The organism is Mycobacterium sp. SMC-4, from assembly GCF_050205565.1.
GTDB lineage: Bacteria > Actinomycetota > Actinomycetes > Mycobacteriales > Mycobacteriaceae > Mycobacterium.
On sequence record NZ_JBNMQU010000015.1, the window covers coordinates 131,282 to 154,353 of the forward strand.

Sequence of the window (23,072 nt, forward strand, 5' to 3'; positions counted from 1 at the left end):
CGTCAGAGCGACCCGAGGTCCGCCGACAACCAGTGCTCAGGGTTGACGAACACCGCGATGCTCTCTCCGTGCTCGCGACGGGCGTACTCGAGGTAACCCTCGACCTTGTCCGGGGGAAGGTAGCGCTTCGTCATCTCCACCAGCTGCTCGTCGGTGCCGGGTTCGATGCGGGCCACCGAGCCGTCGACGGCGACATAACGCACCGACGGTTCGACGCGGTCGACCATCAACGACACGTATCCGGCCGACTCGATGAGCCGGTGCTTACGGGAACCGGCGCCGGTGGTGAACCACAGCTCGCCACCGGGCCGGTACTGGTACCAGATGGGCACCGTCAGGGGGCCGCGGCGCTGACCGGCAGATACCGACAGCGCCGCGACATGCGGTTCTGCGAGGAATTCTTCGCGTTCGGATTTCGATAGAGCCATACGGTCAACGTACTGAGACACCACGACATCGACATCACTTTCGGCGGGCGGTCTGCCGATGACGGCCCCAGCCACCTAGAGTCGGGCACTATGCGCTTTGGACTGTTCATTCCTCAGGGCTGGCGACTCGACCTGGTCGGCATCGACCCCGCCGAACAGTGGCAAGTCATGCGGGACCTCGCGAGGTACGCCGACGACGGCGCTACCTGGGACTCTCTGTGGGTCTACGACCACTTCCACACCGTTCCGGTGCCCACCCACGAGGCGACCCACGAAGCCTGGTCGCTGATGGCGGCCTTCGCCGCATCCACCTCGCGCATCAAGCTCGGTCAGATGTGCACCGCGATGAGCTACCGCAATCCTGCCTATCTGGCCAAGGTGGCTGCCACCACCGACGTCATCTCCGGTGGCCGGGTGCAGATGGGCATCGGCGGCGGATGGTACGAACATGAGTGGCGCGCTTATGGATACGGGTTCCCATCCGCGGGTGTTCGCTTGGGCCGCCTCGACGAAGGCGTTCAGATCATGGCCGACGCCTGGCGCGAGGGTGTCGTCACTTTCGAGGGCAAGCACTACCAGGTCGACGGCGCCATCGTCGCCCCCAAACCGCTTCAACGCGGCGGCATCCCCCTGTGGATCGCCGGGGGAGGGGAGAAGGTCACCCTGCGGATCGCCGCGCAGTACGCCCGGTACACCAATTTCACGGCCGATCCGGACGGCTTCGCCCAGAAGTCGAAGATCCTCGCCACCCACTGCCACGACGTGGGCACCGACTTCGACGCGATCGTGCGCAGCGTGAACATCAACGCCGTGGTGGGCAGCTCCGAGGCCGAGGTGAAGGAGCGGCTGGGGCGGGTCAGGTCCCGGATAGGGGCGTTGGCCGGGGATGCCGCAGCAGACGCAATGCTGAACTCCATGAGCACGCCGCAGGCCGGCAGCGGTACCCCTGAGCAACTGGTGGAGTCACTCCAGCGACTCCGCAAGCTCGGCTGCGAGTACGTGATCTGTTACTTCCCCGAGGCGGCCTACGACCGTTCCGGAATCGAGTTGTTCGAGCGCGAGGTCATCCCCGCGCTTTCGTGACACAGACTGCCTAATGTCCGCAGCGGGCAAATTTTGACACCCACGCTGATCACGCTCTGATGCGCCCCTCGGTCTGAGCTGGGGGCCTTGCATCCACCCGCCTGCCGATGCCGTCACTGTCGTTTCGCCACTTCACCTACGCTCACCTCGCGAAATCAGCGCGAACGTCATTGCCATCGCCTGCCACGGGCGCGGTCATCCGCGGTCCAATGGCAACTGGGTTAGCCATAGAGGTGTGGGGCCAGTCGGGCGGCCTGAAGGGCCACGCAGACAACTGGTGACTGACGCTGACGACTATTTGCCAGTCAGACGATAACTGCAGTGTAGAGCGATACACGTACTTTGTCCCGTTTTGCTGACGACCTCGATTGTGAGGAAAAATCGCGATTCCGCTATCGCGGTTTCGCAATTGCCGTAGATTCTGTTTCAATGAGCAAGTATCGGTCGGCGAGCTGCAGTTTCAGCAAAGCCAAACGGTCGGCTGGGGCGGAGTGTCGGGCCCGGCGTCGCGCAGGGAGGCGCGTCGTCGACTTCTCGATTGTGGCCAACCCTCCGAGCGATCCACACGTGCGACCGAACAACTGGATATGGCGGGGGGTGCCGCCACAGCAAATGGAGGATGAGTATGTGCGCGAGCCCGGCCCGTCATCGTGCCCCCCGCCGCGAATCCGGTGCGGAACGACAGTTCTGGACTGCTAGCGATCTGCTGACGACGACCGGCGGCCACGCCAAGCACGCACGCCCCCTCGCCCCGAAGTACGCACTTCCCATCGGACGGGTGGGAGCGCTGGCCGTGTCGCTCGGTATCGGACTGGCCGTGGCCAACTCCTCCGGTGTGGCGTACGCAGACTCCGACTCCGAGTCGTCGGTGTCTGCGAGCCGCGACACCGACAGATCGTCGTCCGGACCGCGTAGGTCCGGCGCCGACCGCACCGCCCCGTCACAGTCCGACAGTGCCGGCGGTGCCCAGACCGACGGTGTCGGCGAGCTCGCGGAAGAAGAACTCGAAGAACCGGAACCCGACGATTCGGACGGCGGCCGGCCGGGCGGGGAGCTTCCCGCCGAAGAGGCCGACGACCCGGCGGCAGGCGGAACTCAGGACGCCACCCGCGGGTCGCAGCGCCGGCACACTCAACGCTCGGCGGAGAGCGCGACGACTGCGACGACGACCGGAAACGACGAAACCGTCGAGACCGCTACGCCGCAACTCGACGAGTCCGGCGTCGACGACGCCGCCATCGATGATGTCGCCATCGACGATCGCGCGGAGCCGTCCGACGATTCGGTCATTCTCGACCTGCCCGCGGCAGACCCCACCGAGACCACCGCCGGAACCCCCACCGCGTCCCGGACCCCGGTCGCATCGGCCGCACGGGCCAAGGAAAGCGTCGAGACCGTCGACATGATGACGGCACTGGTGTCGAACATCGTGTCGCCGTTCGCCGACCCCAGCGCGCCGGCACGGGCGCCATGGTTCGACGCGGTACTGGCGTGGGTTCGGCGGCAGATCACCCACACCTTCTTCAACAAGACCCCGGTGTGGGGTCCGGTGGAGAGCCACCAGCTGTTGACCGGTCAGGTGGAGTTCGACCTGAACGCGTCAGATCCGAACGGCGATCCCCTGAGCTTCGACATCGTCCAGCCCTCACACGGTGTGGTGACCCGGAACCCGCTGACCGGCAAGTTCATCTACACGCCGAAGAAGCCGGTCACCGGCAAGCCGCTCAAAGACACGTTCCACGTCACCATCAGCGATTCGTCCGAGCACCTCACGGGTATCGCCGGCCTGATCCAGGGTGTCTTCCACAGCGTCGCGAAGGTGATCGGTCTGGCCCAGAAGGACACGGTCACGCTGGCCGTCTCGGTGACCGTCAACCCGATCATCGAGATGGCCCCCATCGTGGTCGTCACGCCGGTCGGCGCCGGCACGGTCGGGACGGCCGTGCGGGTCAGCCCGGTGGTGATCATCACCGATCTGGACTCCGAGAAACTGGCGTCGGCCACCGTGCGGGTCACCGGCGGCTCCGGGGACGTGCTCGGGTGGGGCAATCTGCCACAGGGCATTTCGGCTGCGTACACCGACGGCGTGCTGACCTTCACCGGTGCCGCTACCGCCGAGGCGTACCAACAGGCGCTGCAGTCGGTGACGCTGACATCGGCGAACGCAGGCCTCAAGACGGTCTCGTTCTCGGTCGTCGACGACGCAGGAAACGCCAGTACCGTGCCGGCGACGGCGGCCATCACCATCGTCGGCCTGCCGGTCGAGGTACCGCCGCTGGTGATCGTCACCCCGATCGCGACGGGTCGCACCGACAACCAGATCACGGTGAGCCCGATCGTGGTGATCACCGATGTCGACTCCGACACCCTGACCTCGGCCACGGTCCGCATCAGCAACCCCGCCGACGGGGACGCGCTCGACTGGGGAACTGTCCCGAGCGGATTCGGCGTGACCACCGGCAACGGATGGGTCACGTTCACCGGTGAGGCGTCAGCCGAGACGTATCAACAACTGCTGCAGTCGATTACGTTGACATCCGCAGCACCCGGCCTGAAATCCGTGTCGTTCTCCGTCGTCGACGACGACGGCAACGTCAGCACGCTGCCTGCCCTGACCGCGGTGACGGTGTTGGGTCTTCCGGTCGAGGTGCCGCCGCTGATCGTGGTCACCCCCGTGGCGACCGGCAGCGCCGGGTCGCCGATCGTGGTCAGCCCGATCGTGGTGATCACCGATCTCGACTCATCGCAATTGGGTTCCGCCACAGTGCGGGTCAAAGACGCCGTTGACGGTGATGTGCTCAGCTTCGGTGAACTGCCCACGGGGGTGACGGCCACCTATGCCGACGGGGTGCTGACGTTCACCGGTACCGCGTCGGTCGAGCAGTACCAGGCGCTGCTGCGGTCGGTGACGCTGACATCACCCGACGCAGGCCTGAAGTCGGTGTCGTTCACAGTGACCGATGCACAGGGCAACGTGAGTTCTGTCCCTGCGGCAACGATCGTCACCGTCGTGGGCCTGCCTACCGAGGTGCCGCCCCTGGTGGTGGTCACCCCGGTGGCGACCGGCAGCGCCGGATCGCCGATCGTGGTCAGCCCGATCGTGGTGATCACCGATCTGGACTCGTCGCAATTACGTTCTGCCACCGTGCGAATCAAGGATGCCGTCGAAGGTGATCTGCTGGGCTACGGCGGGCTGCCCACCGGGGTGACGGCCACCTACGCCGACGGTGTCCTGACCTTCAGCGGCGTCGCGTCCGTCTCGGAGTACCGGGCCCTGCTGCAGTCGGTGACCTTCACCTCCGAGTCAGCAGGTTTGAAGGCCATCAGCTTCGCGGTGACCGACGCGCAGGGCAACACCAGCGCCGTACCGGCCGGCACGGTGGTAACCGTTGTCGGACTGTCGACCGAGGTGGCGCCGCTCGTGGTGGTCGCGCCGGTGGCTGCCGGCGTGGCCGGATCGGCGGTCAGGATCAGCCCGATCGTGGTGATCACCGACCTCGACTCGAACGAACTGCGTTCTGCCACCGTGCGGCTCAAAGATCCCGAGGTCGGTGACGTGCTCGGGTACGGCGGGCTGCCCACCGGGGTGACGGCCACCTACGCTGACGGTGTCCTGACCTTCAGCGGGACTGCGTCGGTCGCCGACTACCAGGCGCTGCTGTCGTCGGTGACGTTGACCTCGACCGACGCGGGTCTGAAGGCGATCACCTTCAGCGTCACCGACGTACAGGGCAATACGAGTGTGATCCCGGCAGGCACCGTGGTGACCGTCGTGGGTGTGCCCGCCGAGGTGCCGCCGCTGGTGGTGGTCTCGCCGGTGGCCGCCGGGGTGGCCGGGTCACCGGTCAAGGTGAGCCCCATCGTGGTGATCACCGATCTGGATTCGGACCGGTTGCGTTCGGCGACAGTGACTCTCAAAGACGCTGATGCCGAGGATGTGTTCGGTTACGGTCAGTTGCCGACCAATGTGTCGGCCACGTACGCCGACGGTGTCCTGACGTTCACCGGTGAGGCTTCGGTGGCCGAGTACCGGACGCTGCTGGCGTCGGTGACGTTGACCTCGCCGGCCGCGGGACTGAAGGCGGTCAGCTTCGCCGTCACGGACGTCGACGGCAACACGAGCACGGTCCCGGCCGGCACGGTGGTCACCGTGGTGGGGATGTCGGCCGACGTGCCGCCGCTGATCGTGGTGTCGCCGGTCGCGGCCGGTAGCGCCGGGTCGCCCATCAAGGTCAGTCCCATCGTCGTCATCAGCGATCTCGACTCCGATGAACTACGTTCCGCGACAGTGAGAATCGCCGATCCTTCGACGGGTGATTCGCTGGATTTCGACACCTCGCTGCTGTCCGGTCTCTCGGCCGCCTACGCCGGGGGCGTGTTGACGTTCGCCGGTGAAGCGTCCATCGCGACGTACCGTGCGCTGCTGCAGTCGGTCACCTTGACCACCGCAGACACCACCGTGAAGGCGGTCAGCTTCTCGATCACCGATGCCGAGGGCAACGTCAGCACCGTGCCGGCCGGCACGGTGGTCACGGTCGTCGGCGTGCCCGACGTCGTGATCGCACCAGTCGTGGTGGTCTCGCCGGTGGCCGCCGGCGTGATCGGAACCGCGGTCAAGATCAGCCCGATCGTGGTGATCACCGACCTGGATTCATCGCAGTTGCGTTCCGCGACTGTTTCGGTGAAGAACCCCAAGACCGGCGATGTGCTCGCCTACACCGGGACGCTGCCGACCGGGATCACGGCCAGCTACGCCGACGGTGTGCTGACCTTCACCGGCGAGGCCTCGACGCAGGACTACGAGCGGTTGCTGGCCTCGGTGACGTTGACGTCGGAGATCGCGGGCCTCAAGGCGATCGACTTCGCCGTCACCGACGGGCAGGGCCACACCAGCGCTGTCCCCGCGGGGACCCTCGTGACGATGGTGGGCCTGTCGACCGAGGTGCCACCGCTGGTGGTGGTGTCGCCGGTGGCCGCGGGCCGCACGGGTGCGCCCATCAGGGTCAGCCCGATCGTCGTGATCACCGACGTCGACTCCGACCGACTCGGTTCGGCCACAGTCACCCTCGCAAATCCCTCCGACGGGGATGTGCTCGGTTTCGACGCGACGCTGGCGACGGGTGTGTCGGCCACGTATGCCGGCGGCGTGTTGCGGTTCGAAGGCGTGGCCTCGGTCGCCGACTACCAGCGCCTGCTCGCCTCGGTAACGCTGACCACCGCTGACGCCGCGCTCAAGACTGTCAGCTTCGCTGTCACCGACGTCGAGGGCAACACCAGTGTGCTGCCCGCCGGCACGGTCGTCACGGTCGTCGGCGTGCCCGGCGGCGCTCTGCCGCCGGTGGTGGTGGTCAGCCCCGTGGCTGCCGGCACCGTCGGCAAGCCCACCACGGTCAGCCCTATCATCGTCATCAGAGACCTCGACTCGTCCGAACTCGGCTCCGCCACCGTGACTTTGCGAGGCGCCGCCGCCGACGATGTGCTCGGCTTCGACGAGGCGCTGTTGGGAGGCCTGCAGGCCGGCTACGCAGGAGGTGTGCTGACCTTCACCGGCACCGCGTCGGTGGAGCACTATGAAGCGTTGCTGGCCTCGGTGACGTTGACCTCGCCGACCGCGGGTCTGAAATCGGTGAGCTTTGAAGTCACCGACCTCCACGGTGAAACCAGCGTGGTTCCGGCCGCCACCGTGGTCACACTGGTCGGTCTCTCGAGCGAGGTGCCGCCGCTGGTACTGGTGTCGCCGGTGGCCGCCGGGACGGCCGACGCACCGATCAAGGTCAGCCCCATCGTGGTCATCACCGACGTCGACTCCCGCCAATTGAGTTCGGCCCGAGTGGTTCTCAAGGATGCCGCGGCAGCAGATGTGCTCAGCCATGACGCCCTGCCCACCGGAATCATGGCGAGCTACGCCGACGGTGTCCTCACATTCACCGGGACGGCCTCCGTGGACCAGTACGAGGCGCTGCTGGCCTCGGTGACACTGACCTCACCCACCGCTGGGGTCAAGTCCCTCACGTTCTCCGTCACCGACGTGGACGGCAACAGCAGTGTGGTCGGCGCGCCCACGCTGGTCACCGTCGTCGGTGCACCGGCTCTCGCGTTCGACCCGTTGTTGGTGGTGACACCGGTGGCTGCGGGCACCGTCGGATCCGCCGTACGGGTCAGTCCCGTCATCGTGATCACCGACCTGGACTCGGACCGGCTGGCATCGGCGGTCATCCGGGTCAAAGACGCTGCCGTCGGCGATGTTCTCGCTTATACCGGCAGCCTTCCGGACGGCGTCTCCGCCGAGATCGTCGGCGCGGAGCTGACTTTCACCGGACTTGCGTCGGAAGCCGCCTACCGGGAACTGCTTGCATCGGTGACGCTGACCTCTGCCGAAGCAGGCGTGAAGTTGGTCAGCTTCAGCATCGTCGACGACGAGGGCAACCAGAACTCGCTGGCGGCGACCACCACCGTGACGATGCTCGGGGTGTCCACCGATCTGCCGCCACTGGTGCTGGTGTCTCCGGTCGCCGCCGGAACCACCGGATCGCCGATCGTGGTCAGCCCGATCATCGTGCTGACCGACGTGGATTCGGACCGCCTGAGCTCGGCAGTGATCCGCCTGCAGAACGCCGCCGCCGGCGATGTCCTCGGCTATACCGCAGCGCTGCCGGACGGGGTGTCGGCCGAATACGCCGACGGTCAACTGACCTTCACCGGGCCGGCTTCCGTGGCCGCATACCAAGCCCTGTTGCAGTCCGTCACGCTGACCTCGACCAGCGTCGGCGCCAAAGCGGTGAGCTTCACCGTCACCGATGTCGACGGCAACACCAGTGCCGTCCCCGCAGGCACTGTCGTCACGGTCGTCGGACTGTCCACCGAGATCGCCCCTCTGGTGCTGGTGTCTCCGGTGGCCGCCGGAACCGTCGGATCGTCGATCGTGGTCAGCCCCATCGTGGTGATCACCGATGTGGACTCCGCGCAACTGGCCTCAGCCGGCGTCCGGATCCGCGACGCCGAGGACGGTGACGTGTTGGACACCACCGCGACGCTGCCGGAGGGTGTGTCCGCCGAATACGTCGACGGAGTACTGACTTTCACCGGCCTCGCATCGACGGCGACCTACCAGAAGCTGCTGCAGTCGGTCACCATCACATCCACGACAGCGGACGTCAAAACCGTCAGCTTCGTGGTCACCGACGCCGACGGCAACACCAGTGTGCTGCCGGCGTCCACCCTGGTGACCGTGGTGGGTGTGCCCGGCGTGTCGGTGCCGCCGGTGGTCCTGGTGTCGCCGGTCGCGGCGGGCCGGACCGGATCTCCGATCTCGGTGAGCCCGATCCTGCTGATCACCGATGTCGACTCATCTCGACTGCGCTCGGCAACAGTGACTCTCACGGGCGCCGAGATCGGTGACTCATTCACTTATGGATCCTTGCCGGCCGATGTGACGGCGACCTACGCCGACGGTGTGCTGACGTTCAGCGGGGTCGCGTCGGTGGAGGACTACCAGACGCTGCTGCGGTCGGTGGCGTTGACGTCATCGGCCGTCGGCGTCAAGACGGTCAGCTTCTCGGTGACCGACATCGACGACGTGACCAGTGTGCTGCCTGCAGCCACCCTGGTGACCGTCGTCGGCGTGCCGGGCACCTCCATCGCTCCGGTGGTTGTCGCGTCCCCGGTCACGGCCGGAACCGTCGATGAGCCGGTGAGAATCAGTCCGGTCCTGATCATTTCCGACGTCGACTCCGATCGCCTGCGCTCGGCCGCAGTAGTTCTCGAAAATGCCGGCGCGGGCGACTCGTTCGGTTACGGGTCACTGCCGCCCAATGTGACGGCAACCTACGCCGACGGAGTGTTGACCTTCAGCGGGGTCGCGTCGGTCGAGGACTACCAGACCCTGCTGCGGTCGGTGACGCTGACTTCGACGGCTGCGGGCATGAAGGCGATCACGTTCTCGGTGACGGATGCCGAGGGCGTGACCAATGCGCTCCCCGCCGGGACTTTGGTGACCGTGGTCGGGTTGACGACTGAGGCGGCGCCGTTGGTACTGGTGTCGCCAGTGGCCGCCGGTGTCGCCGGCTCGGCGATCGTGGTGAGCCCGATCGTGATGATCACCGATCCCGATTCGGACCGATTGCTTTCTGCGACAGTGCGGTTGGCCGATGCCGTGGACGGGGATGTGCTGGCGTTGACCGGTGAGGTTCCGACGGGCGTCACGGCATCGTATGCCGGTGGTGTTCTCACCATCTCCGGCGATGCCTCGGTGGCCGAGTACGAGGCGTTGTTGCGTTCGGTGACGTTGACCTCGGCCGATGGTGGAGTCAAGACGGTCAGTTTCGCGGTCACGGATGCGTCGGGTACGAACAATGTGCTGTCGGCGGCGACCCTGGTCACGGTCGTCGGCGTCCCCGGTGGTCTGGCGTTGCCGCCGGTAGTGGTCGTTTCCCCGGCGGCGGCCGGCACAGTGGGTTCGCCGACGCGGGTGAGCCCGATCGTGTTGATCAGCGATGGGGATTCAGATCACCTGAACTCGGCGACGGTGACGGTGCGCGACGCAGGTTCCGGTGATGTGCTCGCGGTGGGTGTGCCGCTTCCGTCGGGAGTGCAGGCCAGCTATGTCGGCGGGGTGCTGTCGATCACCGGCACGGCCACCCTCGAGCAGTACCAGCAGTTGCTGCAGTCGGTGACGCTCACCTCCGAGACCGCAGGGGTGAAGGCCGTCAGCTTCTCGGTCACCGACACCGATGGTAAGACGAACACATTGGCCGCCGGAACCTTGGTGACCGTGATCGGGCTGTCCAGCGACGTCCCCCCACTGGTGTTGGTGTCCCCGGCAGCGGTCGGTCGCGCCAACTCGGGGATCGTGGTGAGCCCGATCGTGTCGATCACCGATCCCGATTCCGGCCAACTGCGTTCTGCCACCGTGCGAATCAACAACCCGGAGCCCGACGACCGTCTGACCGTCACGGGCACGCTGCCGACCGGTGTCACCGCAACCTACGCCGGTGGGGTCCTCACCATCACCGGTGCTGCGACGGTCGCGCAATACGAGGCACTGCTGCAACGCGTCACGTTGACCGCGGCATCCGGCGGAGTGAAGACGATCAGCTTCGCCGTCACCGACGTCGAGGGCACCACGAGCGTGCTGCCCGCAACCACCGCGGTGACCGTCGTCGGATTGCTGGACCTGTCCATCGACCCGGTGGTGGTCGTGGCGCCCGTCGCGGCGGGCAGCGTCGGTGACGAGATCACCGTCAGCCCCGTCGTGGTCATCACCGACCTCGACTCGAGTGTGATGCGCTCGGCCAGGGTCGCGATCGACAATCCTGATGCGGGTGACGTTCTCGGCTACCGCACCGACCTTCCCGAGGGTATCCAGGCCGAATTCGCCGACGGGGTGCTGACTTTCACCGGACTCGGGACCGAGGATCAGTACGAAGCACTTCTGCAATCGGTCACCCTGACCTCACAGTCGGCAGGCGTCAAGACGATCAGTTACAGCGTCACCGACCTGCTGAACAACGAGAGCGTGGCCGTACGCACCGCCGTCACCGTACTGGGTGTGCCCGCCACCGAGATTCCGCCCGTGCTGGTGGTGGCCCTGGTGGCTGCCGGCGCCGTAGGACGCACCATCCGGGTCAGCCCGCTGTCGCTGATCAGAGACGTGGACTCCGACCGGCTGAGTTCGATCACCATCAGGATCGAAAACCCCGATGAGGGAGACGTACTCGGGTACGACGCTGCACTCCCGCAGAACGTCTCCGTGGCTCAGTCCGGCAGTGTGTTGACGTTCAGCGGCCCCGCAGCCGTGGCCGACTATGAGACCCTGCTGCGGTCGGTCACCCTCACATCGACGACCGCCGGCGTCAAGAACGTCACCTTCTCGGTCACCGACATCGGAGGGACCACCAACGTGCTTCCCGCCGGCACCGCGGTCACCGTGGTCGGGGTCCCCGCGACGTCGTTCGCTCCGGTGGTGGTTGCATCCCCGGTCGCGGCAGGAAGTGCCGGGTCGGCCATCCGGGTCAGTCCGATTCTGGTGATCGGCGACGTCGACTCGTCCCGACTCCGTTCTGCCACTGTCACTCTCGAGGGCTATGCCGACGGTGACGTGCTCGGCTTCGACGCCTCGGCGGCGCCGGGAATCCTGGCCAGCTACACCAATGGCCTTCTCACCTTCAGCGGTGAGGCCTCCGTCGAGGACTACCAGGCCCTGCTGCGCTCGGTGACACTGACATCGGCGACCCACGGCATCAAGACGGTCACCTTCATGGTCACCGACATCGACGGGGCAACCAACACCGTTCCCGCCGCGACCGCCGTGACCGTGGTCGGCGTGCCGGGAGTGGCGCTTCCGCCGCTGATCGTCGTCTCGCCCGTGGCTGCCGGCACCGTCGGTCGCCCCATCGCGGTCAGCCCCGTCGTCATCATCACCGACGTGGACTCGTCGCGTCTGCGCTCGGCGACGCTGACCATCGAGGGCTACCAGGACGGTGACGTCCTCGAGTTCGACGCTGCACTTGCATCCGGCATCTCTGCCGATTACACCGACGGCATCCTCACTTTCACCGGCGATGCCAGTGTCGAGGCCTACCAGGCGCTGTTGCGCTCCGTCACTCTGACCTCGGCGGCCGACGGTTTGAAGTCGGTGACGTTCGATATCGTCGACTCCGACGGGAGTGCAAGCGTCCTCCCCGCAGCGACCCTGGTGACCGTGGTCGGACTGCCGAGCCAGTCGGTCGCCCCGATCGTGCTGGTCTCGCCGGTGGCTGCCGGCCTGGTCGGCAAACCCGTTGCGGTCAGCCCGATTGCGGTGATCAGCGACGTGAACTCCACCCGGATCCGGTCTGCGACCGTGACCGTGGAGGGGTACGAGGACGGCGATGTCCTCGACTTCGACGCGGCCCTCGCCCCCGGTGTCTCGGGTAGCTACATCGACGGTGTGCTGACGTTCACCGGTGAAGCCACCACTGCCGAGTATCAGGCCCTGTTGCGGTCGGTCACCCTGACGTCGGCAACTGCCGGTCTCAGGACGGTTGCCTTCACGGTCACCGACCTCGAAGGCGCGTCCAGTTCGGTCTCGGCGGCGACGCTGGTGACGGTGGTCGGACTGCCGGACGCTGCATATGTTCCCGTCGTAGTTGTCGCGCCGGTGGCTGCCGGTGTTGCAGGCAAACCGATCCGGATCAGCCCCGTGACGATCATCAGCGACTTCGGTTCGACCCATCTCGATGCGGCCACAGTGACGGTCGAAAACCACCGGGACGGTGATGTTCTGAATTTCGATGCCGCTCTGGCTCAGGGCGTCTCGGGCTCCTACGCCGACGGTGTGCTGACCTTCACGGGCACCGCGACCGTCGCCGAATACCAGGCCCTGCTGCGGTCGGTCACACTCACCGCCACGGGGGCCGGCGTCAAGTCGGTGACCGTTTCGGTCACCGATGCACACGGCGCAACGAACAGCCTGCCCGCGGCCACGCTGGTGACCGTGGTCGGCGTCCCCGCCGTCACGCATGCCCCGATCGTCGTCGTCGCACCGGTAGCTGCCGGTCTGGTCGGCGACGCGATCACGGTGAGCCCCGTGCTGCTGATCGGCGACGCAGACTCCACCAGAATCCGTTCGGCCACCGTCACTCTGACAGGTCACACAGACGGTGACGTCCTCGGATTCGACAGCTCACTCGCGTCCGGTGTTTCGGGCAGCTACGTCGACGGTGTGCTGACGCTCACCGGCGCAGCGACGCTCGCCGATTATCAGGCCCTGCTGCAGTCGGTGACCCTGACGTCGCAGACGACGGGTTTGAAGACGGTCACCTTCTCGGTCACCGACGCCGAGGACAACACCAACGAGTTGGCGGCGCGGACTCTGGTGACCGTGGTCGGTGTGCCCGGTGTGTCGATCGCCCCGGTCGTCGTCGTTGCGCCCGTGGCCGCCGGCGTCGCAGGTAAGCCGGTACGTGTCAGCCCCATCGTGATCATCACCGATCCCGATTCCGACGAGATCAGCTCCGCACGAATAACTCTCGCCGACCATACGGCCGGCGACGTGCTCTCCTACACCGGTGCGCTACCGGCCGGGGTGGACGTGGGCTACACCGACGGAGTCCTGACGTTCAGCGGCGCGGCCTCCGCCGAGGACTATCAGCGGATGCTGGCCGCGGTCACGGTGACCTCGGCCGACGCCGGTGTGAAGGTGATCAGCTTCTCGGTGACCGATGCGCAGGGCAACGAAAGCGCCTTGTCCGCAGGCACCGTGGTCACGGTTCTCGATGTGCCCGCCGTGTCGTTGGCGCCCGTGGTGGTGGTGTCACCGTTGGCTGCCGGTGCTGCAGGCCGCCCCATCAGGGTCAGTCCTATCGTGGCCATCCGCGACCTGGACTCCGATCAGCTGCAGTCGGCGATCGTCACCATCACCGATGCCCAGGACGGCGACCTGCTGGACTACGTCGCGACCCTGCCCGCCGGTGTGACGGTCACGAACACCGGTGCCGTGCTGACGTTCACCGGTCCGGCGTCCGTGGCCGACTACGAAGCCCTGCTGCGCTCGGTGACGTTGACATCGGCGGTGGACGGCGTGAAGACGGTCAGCTTCTCGGTGACCGACATCGACGGCAAGACCAGCGCTGTAACGGCCGGCACCATCGTGACGGTCGTCGACGTGCCTGCATCACTGTTGGCGCCTGTCGTCGTGGTCTCGCCCGTTGCGGCGGGCACCACCGGCTCGTCGATCACCGTGAGCCCCGTTCTCGTCATCGGCGACGCCGACTCGACCCAATTGCGCGGTGCCCGAATTGTTCTCAACGGTGCTGAAGACGCCGATGTCCTCGGCTTCACCGCTGATCTACCCGAGAACGTGGTGGCGCATTACGCCGAGGGCGTCCTGACCTTCAGCGGCGCGGCCACTCTCGGCGAGTACCAGACGCTGCTGCGCTCGGTGACATTGACGTCGACGAGCGCGGGCCTGAAGGTGGTGTCGTTCTCCGTGACCGACGCCGAGGGCACCGCCAGTGCTGTTCCGGCCGGCACCGTAGTGACGGTCGTCGGAATCGACGGGACGTCGATCGCTCCGGTCGTGGTTGTCTCTCCGGTGGCCGCCGGCCTGGTCGGAAAGGCGATCGCCGTGAGCCCGGTCGCCGTGATCGCCGACGTCGATTCGGACCGCTTGCGCGGTGCACGCGTGGTTCTCGGCGATGCGCAAGATGGTGACCTGCTCGACTTCACTGCCGGGTTACCCGAAGGCGTCTCGGCCACCTACGCCGCCGGCGTGTTGACCTTCACCGGCGACGCGACTCTGAGCGAGTATCAGGCCTTGCTGCGATCGGTGACGCTGGCCTCGGCCGAGGCGGGCGTTCGCACCGTCAGCTTCTCGATCACCGATGTGGAAGGCAGAACCAGCACTCTGCCTGCGGGCACCATGGTGACCGTCGTCGGTGTGCCCGACCTGTCCTTCGATCCCGTCATCGTGGTGTCCCCGGTGGCCGCGGGCGTAGCCGGCAGCGCGATCAGGGTCACCCCCGTCGTCTTGATCACCGACATGGATTCGGACCGAATCCGTTCGGCGAAGGTGACCATCGACAACTACAGCGACGGTGATGTCCTGAGCTACAGCGCTCCGCTGCCGACGGGCGTCGTCGTCGACTACACCGCCGGTGTCCTGACGGTCGACGGGATCGCCTCTGCATCCGACTATCAGACGATTCTGGCAGCAGTGACGTTCACCTCGCCGACGGCCGGGATCAAGACCATCAGCTTCTCCATCACGGACGAGGACTTCAACGAGAGTTCGGTGTCGGCAGGCACCGTGGTCACCGTGGTCGGTGTTCCGGACGCACTACACGCACCGGTGGTTGTGGTGGCCCCGTTGGCCGCCGGGCGGGTGGGCTCTGCGATCCGGATCAGCCCCATCGTGGCGATCGCCGACGTCGACTCGGGTCGGCTGTCCGGCGCGACAGTCAGGATCACGGACGCCGACGCCGATGATGTCCTCGCTGTCGACGCCCTGCTTCCGGCCGGTGTGGACGTCGAATTCGCAAACGGCGTCCTGACATTCAGCGGATCAGCCACCGTCGCTCAGTACCGGGAGCTTCTGGCGTCGGTGACCTTCACCTCGCAGGCCTCCGGCGTCAAGACGGTCAGCTTCACCGTCACCGACCTCGAGGGCCATACCAGCACGGTGAGTGCGGGCACGGCGGTCACGGTCGTGGGCGTCCCGGGCGTGTCGATTCCACCCGTGGTCGTCGTGTCGCCGGTGGCCGCCGGAAGCGTCGGTTCGGAGATCACCGTCAGCCCCATCGTCGTGATCACCGACCTGGACTCCGGTCGGCTGCGGTCGGCGACGGTCACGGTGCGTGACGCGGCCGCCGGAGACGTCCTCTCCTACAGCGGAACTCTGCCCGACGGATTCGACGTGTCCTACACCGGTGGCGTGCTGACGATCAGCGGTGATGGCACCGTCGCGCAGTACGAGGCGGTGCTGGCAGCAGTGACTCTGACCTCGACCACCGATGGGTTCAAGACGGTCAGCTTCGCCGTCACTGACAGCGACGGCATCACCAGCGCCTTGGCCGCCGCCACGCTCGTCACGGTGGTCGGTGCGCCCGAGCTGACGATCGCTCCCGTGGTGGTCGCCACACCGGTCGCAGCCGGCCGGGCGGGGTCGACCATCACCGTGAGTCCCGTCATGGTGATCACCGACCTGGATTCCGGGCGGATCCGTTCTGCCACCGTCACCATCGGAAACTATGACGACGGAGACGTCCTGGCGTACACGGGAACCCTGCCGTCCGGTGTGACGGTGGGCTACGCCAACGGGGTGCTGACCTTCGACGGTGAGGCGACGGTCGCTCAGTACGAGGCGATGTTGGCCGCGGTCACACTGAGTTCCGCAGCGGCAGGACTCAAGTCGGTCAGTTTCACCGTCACCGACGTCGACGGCAACGAGAACAAGGTTCCAGCCGCGACCATGGTCACCGTGGTCGACGCCCCGATCAAGGTGTCGCCGCTGGTGGTGGTTGCGCCGGCGGCGCTCGGCACCATGGGTAACCCGATCCGGGTCAGCCCGATCGTCGCGATCACCGACCTCGACTCGTCGGACCTCGACGGTGCCACCGTCACAATCGGCGGGTATGTGGACGGTGATCTGCTGACCTACTCCGGTCCGCTGCCCGGCAATGTGGTGGCCGACTTCGCAGGCGGCGTACTGACTTTCACCGGCACTGCCTCGGTGGAGGACTACCGTGCGCTACTGGAGTCGGTGATGTTCACCGCAGCTGAGCCCAGTCTGAAGACCATCAGCTTCACGGTCACCGACACCGACGGCAACATCAGCAAGGTGCCGGCAGGCACCATCGTCACGACGTCGCCGTCCACCGTCGCGGTACCACCGCTGGTCGTGGTCATGCCCACTGCGCTCGGAACCGAGGGGACCCCCATCAGGGTGAGTCGGCTCGTGGTGATCGCCGATTTGGACTCGTCGCAGATCGGCTCAGCCACCGTGACGATCGACGACTGGAAGAGCGGTGACGTCCTCGGCTTCACCGGGGCGCTTCTTCCGGATACCGTCAGCGGTGAATTCGTCGACGGCACACTGACATTCACCGGCATCGCCTCGGCGGCTGAGTACCAGGCCTTGCTGGCGTCGGTGACGTTGACCTCGCCGACGGCAGGGTTGAAATCGGTCAGCTTCACCGTCGCCGACGCGGAGAACAACACAAGCCAGGTGCCGGCCGGCACTGTGGTGACGGTGGTGGGCGAACAGACCCAGTTGGCGCCGTTGGTGCTCGTCGCACCGCTGATGTCCGGCACGGTGGGCAACCCGATCAAGGTCAGTCCGATCGTGACGATCGCGGATCTCGACTCGGACCTGCTGGGAGCCGTCCGCGTCGTGATCGAGAACTTCCGGGTCGGCGATTCGCTGAGCTACGACTCATCGAAGATTCCGACGGGAGTGTTGCTCGCCACCGGTTCGGAGGGTGTCCTCGAGTTCCAAGGTGACGCGTCGATCGACGAGTACCGCGAACTGCTCCAGTCGGTGGCGTTGACGTCCACGACCGTCGGCTTGAAGTCGGTGAGCTTCACGGTCACCGATGTCGAGGGCAACGTCAGCACCGTCCCGGCAGGCACCGTGGTGACTGTGGTCGGATTGCCGTCGTCGGCGAATCCGGTGGTGCTGACCTCTGTTGTCGGGGTGAACTACACCGCAGGCTCCGGTGGGCGACCAGTTGACCCGAATCTGATTCTGTTGGACGCAGATTCAGAAATACTGACCGGCGCCACCGTGACGATCGGCAATCGTGCCGACGGAGATGCATTGAGCTTCGGGACACTTCCCGAAGGCATTCAGGGCAGCTACAGCAATGGCGTGTTGACCTTCACCGGTACCGCGTCGGTGTCGGACTACCAGGCGCTGCTGCGCTCGGTGACGTTCTCGACCACCTCGTCGGCGCTGGCGTCCATCAAGTCGATCAGTTTCACCGTCACCGACGACGAGGGCGGCGTCAGCCTCCCAGGCGGTGTGGCGGTCACCGTGTTGGCACTGCCGGTTCAGGCAAAGCCGGTCGTCGTCACGTCGCTGGCGAATGTGAACTATCAGGCCGGCAGTTCGGCGGCGCGGGTCGACCGGAATCTGCTGATCTTCGACGTGGATTCGGAGAACATCAAGGGTGCGGTCGTCCGCATCGTGGGCGGTGCCTCCGCAGGGGAGAGCCTCGGTTTCAGCGAACCGGCGGGAATCGTGGATTTCAACGCTGCCTACGATTCCGCCACGGGCACACTGACGTTCACCGGAATCGGCTCGAAGGCTGCTTATCAGGAGTTGCTGCGGTCGGTGACGTTCAGCTCGACGTCCGATGCGCTGGCCACCATCAAGTCGATCTCGTTCACGATCACTGATGCCCAGGACAACGAGAGTCTGCCCGGGCTGGTTGCGGTCACCATCCTGAAGGCCGCCACCTCACTGCCTCCGTTGGTGGTCACCTCGTTGGTCAATGTCGAGTACACGATCGGTAACACGCCCATAGTTGTCGACGGCGGGCTACGGCTGTTGGATGTGGACTCGGAGACACTCCGAGGAGCCACAGTGAAGATCGGGCTGGGTTTTGCGTCAGGCGATGCCTTGACGTTCGACCATTTGTTGGCGTCGCAATTCGAAGTTTCTGGAAGCTATGACGAAAACACGGGAACCCTGACGTTCACCGGCCCCGCATCGATCGACATGTATCAGCAGCTCCTGCGGACGGTGAAGATCTCGACGACGCCGGCTGCGCTACCTACGCCCAAGGCGGTCGAATTCCAGGTGACTGACGGCGCTGGATCAACGAGCCTTCCAGGCTTGGTAGCAGTGACTGTGCTTACGAAACCGACGGGGCTACCGCCGCTGGTCCTGGCGATAGCCGGTCCGACTTACACGGCTGGAAACGTGCCCGGCAAGGTGACTTCGGGTGTCACCATTACGGACCTCGAGTTCGACCGAATCAAGAGCGCGACAATCCAGATCACCGGAAACTATGTGGCTGGTCAGGATGTGCTGTCGTTCACTGCGAACTACGGAGTCACCGGATCGTTCAACGCGGCAACAGGCACGTTGACCCTGACAGCAGCAGACCCGATCAGTGCCGGGCAGTTCGCAAGTGTCCTGAACTCGGTGACGATCGCGACGCCCGCTGACGCTACCTCAGCTGTGAAGACACTGACTTTCACCGTCACGGACGAGCGGTTCGCGACCAGTTCATCGGTGGACGTCTACGTCACGGTCAAAGCGAATACCGCTCCGACGGTTATCGCCGACTTCGTCGCAGATCTGGTGGGTCTGCTCGATGGGGAACCGAAGATCGCTGGCCTGGCGACGATTTCCGATGATTCCACATATCTGCGAGGCGCAGTCGTCAAACTGACTGACGCCATTTCCGGTGACGAACTCACCTACCTGTTGAACTCGAACTCTGGGGCGATCAGCGTTGTTGTCTCGTCTGACCGTAAGACACTGACCTTTTCGGGTTCAGGGACAGTCGCGCAGTACGAATGGGTGCTGCGCAATATCTCACTGAAGAAGGCCACAACCCCGATCTTGGGAGCTCCGGTTTATGGATTCCGGACAGTCACCATTCAAGTGGAGGATCAGTACGGTTTGATGAGTGACATACGAACCATCCGGTCGGCGTTCACCGTGATTCTGTAGTCCGCTGGCCCGAGCAGGTCGTCGGTCGATGACGTAGCCCTTCTCGGCTCGGCGGCGCTGGCCATGGGGAGTACTCCGCATAGCGGCTGGCGCGCATCATGACGGAGGTAGAACCCACTTCGGTATCGAGCTTGTTCGAGCGCGACGTCATCCGCGCGCTCTCGTGACCCTGCCCGCCCGAAATGGCAAATTTTGACACTTGCGAAGGTGGCGGCGGGTGCCTCAACAGCGTCCACTGCACCTGAACGTCTGACGCTCGGGTCCGTCCACGGCTTGAGGCTGCCCCGTCCTTAGCGCGGTCAGACCCGCTGTGACCACGCGCTATTGACGCGAACACGGCTGCCATTACATGACGAAACGACTGCTTAGTGTCACCGGATGGCGCGTGCGTTAGCCATACTGCGGTCACCTGCGGGAGAGGCCACATGTCAGTCCACTTCGGTAGTTCAGCTGACGCGGACGAAGATTTGCTGTACGACCTATAGAGGTCGAGATAAAGGGATTATCCGACCATCATGGTTCGCTGTGTGCTTCGAAACGCAAGCAAACCGGCAATTCCGCTATCTAAAGTTTCGCAATTGCCGTACATTCTGCTTCAATAAGCAAAAAGCGTCGCGCTGGTGCGTTTTCAGCAAACGTGAGTGAACGTACTGGTGCGAAGTGGCGACCAAATGCCGCGTTGCAGGCGCGACATCGGCACCTCGACTGCGGCGCTCCGTCAGAGTGCTCGCGCGGGCGGCAGAACAACTGGATATGGCGGGGTGTGCCGCCACAGCAAATGGAGGATGAGTATGTGTGCGAGCCCGGCCCGTCACCGTGCCCCGCGTCGCGAGTCCGGTGCAGAACGACAGTTCTGGACGGCCAGTGACCTGCTGACCACCGCTGGAGGGCAGGCCAGGCATGCACGCCCTCTCGCCCCGAAGTACGCACTTCCCATCGGACGTGTCGGAGCGCTGGCTGTGTCGTTCGGGATCGGACTGGCCCTCGCGAACTCGTCGGGTCTGGCGTATGCCGACAGTGATACCGAGTCCTCGGTGTCGGCCAGTCGCGACGCCGACCGTTCAACTTCCGGACCCCGCCGGTCGGGTATCGACCGGCCGACTCCCACGCAGGCCGGCGACACGGCCGACGAGGCAGTGGAACTCGTCGACCAAGAACTCGAAGATCCCGAGATTGATGAAGATCCGAGCGAGCCGTCGGGGCCTGATCCGGATCTCCCGGACGAAACGGACCCGTCGGGTCCGCACGTTGATACTGAGCGTCCGATCCTCCCCGTCGACTCCGAGACTGCGTCGAACTCCGGTGGCGGCACGTCGGGACGCGACTCCGGCAGGGCGATCGCAGTAGAAGACGATCCCGAAGACTCCGCAGCCGGTCTCGACGAGACCGCGACGGTCATTGACGACGACGTTACCGATGAGAGCAGCGACGAGACCGTCTCCAACAATGTTGAAACGCAGGAGATCACGGTTGTCGACGCAGCACCGACCACCAGCAGCGCTTCACGTGCCTCGGCCAGCCGCATCGCGGAGGAGGATACGGAGAACGTCAATATCGTCGCGGCACTCGTCTCGAGCGTCATATCACCGTTCGCGGACCCCGCAGCCCCCGCGCAGGCACCCTGGTTCGATGCGCTGCTGGCCTGGGTGCGCCGTCAGATCACGCACACGTTCTTCAACAAGACTCCAGTTGTCGGGCCAGTTCGAACCGAGCAGATCATCACCGGGCAGATCCTGGTCGACATCCCGGCTTACGACCCGAACGGTGACCCGCTGACGTACAGGATCGTCCAGCCGAAATACGGCCTGGTGCACCGTGACTTGATCACGGGCAAGTTCATCTACACCCCTACCTCGATAGTTACCGGTGGACCGATTACTGACACTTTCAAGGTTGTCGTCAGTGATTCGTCGGAGCATCTGACGGGCGGCCTGGGCGCCGTGCTCGGCGTGCTCCATACGATTGCCAAGATCTTCGGGATCGCGCAGGCCGACACAGTCACCGTGACCGTGCCTTTGACTGTCGACCCGATCGTCAAGTTGCCTCCGGCGGTGGTGACGATCGGTGCGCCGTTGTTCCGGTTGGGTGGTTCGCCGGTGCGGGTGATCTCTTCGGCGTCGATCACTGACTTGGATTCCGATCAGTTGTCTGGTGCGACGGTGCGGATCGCGACCGGCGCCAAAACTGGTGATGTGTTGGGCCTCAGCGCCATCGAGGGCAACCCGATCACGGGCACCTGGGATGCGGAGACGATGACCTTGACCCTCTCCGGGGCCGCGACCATCGCTCAGTACGAAGCGGCACTCAAAGCAGTCACGTTCACCACCACCGAAGGCGGCCTGCCCCGTGCACTCACGATCTCGGTGACCGATGAGGCCGAGGTTGGGTCGTTGGTGCCGGGCGCTGCGTTGGTGACCGTGATCGGACTGCCGCCGGCGGTGGTGACAATTGGTGCTCCGTTGTTCCGGTTGGGTGGTTCGCCGGTGCGGGTGATCTCTTCGGCGTCGATCACTGACTTGGATTCTGATCAGTTGTCTGGTGCGACGGTGCGGATCGCGACCGGCGCCAAGACCGGCGATGTGTTGGGCTTTAGCGCCATCGAGGGCAACCCCATCACCGGGACTTGGGATGCCAACACCATGACCTTGACCCTCTCCGGGGTTGCGACCATCGCTCAGTACGAAGCAGCTTTGAAGGCCGTTACGTTCGCGACGACTGAGGGCGGCCTGCCGCGTGGCCTGAGCGTCTCGGTGACCGATGAGGCCGAGGTCGCCTCACTCGTGCCGGGTGCTGCGTTGGTGACCGTGATCGGCCTGCCCCCGGCGGTGGTGACGATCGGTGCTCCGTTGTTCCGGTTGGGTGGTTCCCCGGTGCGGGTGATCACCTCAGCCTCGATCACCGATCTGGATTCCGATCAGCTCTCCGGTGCGACGGTACGCATCGCCACGGGGGCCAAGACTGGTGACGTTCTTGGTTTTACCGCGATCGAGGGCAATCCGATCACGGGCACCTGGGATGCGCAGACGTTGACGTTGACGTTGAGCGGGTTGGCGACTATCGCCCAATACGAGGCTGCGTTGAAGGCCATCACGTTCAGCACGACTGAGGGCGGTGTGCCGCGTGGCCTGACCGTCTCGGTGACTGACGAGGCCGAGGTCGCCTCACTCGTCCCGGGTGCTGCGTTGGTGACCGTGATTGGCCTGCCGCCGGCGGTGGTGACGATCGGTGCTCCGTTGTTCCGGTTGGGTGGTTCCCCGGTGCGGGTGATCACCTCAGCCTCGATCACCGATCTGGATTCCGATCAGCTCTCCGGTGCCACGGTGCGGATCGCGAACGGCGCCAAGACCGGCGATGTGTTGGGCTTCGACGCCATCGAGGGCAATCCGATCACCGCGTCGTGG

Annotated in this window: 4 protein-coding genes; 3 read left to right on the forward strand and 1 reads right to left on the reverse strand. The window is 65.3% G+C overall.

The features are described from left to right. Positions 1-2: 2 nt before the first annotated feature. On the reverse strand, positions 3-428 hold the full coding sequence (locus tag ACQI46_RS23665; RefSeq protein ID WP_427096487.1) for a pyridoxamine 5'-phosphate oxidase family protein: 426 nt from the start codon (positions 426-428) through the stop codon (positions 3-5). 90 nt (positions 429-518) lie between these two features. Between ACQI46_RS23665 and ACQI46_RS23670 the strand changes: the two genes are divergently transcribed. From ACQI46_RS23670 to ACQI46_RS23680, 3 genes are all read left to right on the forward strand, one after another. Next, a complete protein-coding gene (locus ACQI46_RS23670) occupies positions 519-1,511 on the forward strand; it encodes an LLM class F420-dependent oxidoreductase (RefSeq protein ID WP_427096488.1) in 993 nt (330 codons plus the stop codon). Positions 1,512-2,136: 625 nt separating this feature from the next. Next, positions 2,137-19,671 carry a beta strand repeat-containing protein gene (locus ACQI46_RS23675; protein WP_427096489.1) on the forward strand — a complete coding sequence of 5,845 codons (17,535 nt, stop codon included), beginning with the start codon at positions 2,137-2,139 and terminating at the stop codon, positions 19,669-19,671. Positions 19,672-20,630: 959 nt separating this feature from the next. After that, positions 20,631-23,072 (forward strand): hypothetical protein (locus ACQI46_RS23680; protein ID WP_427096490.1); only part of this gene is annotated, 2,442 nt, incomplete at its 3' end.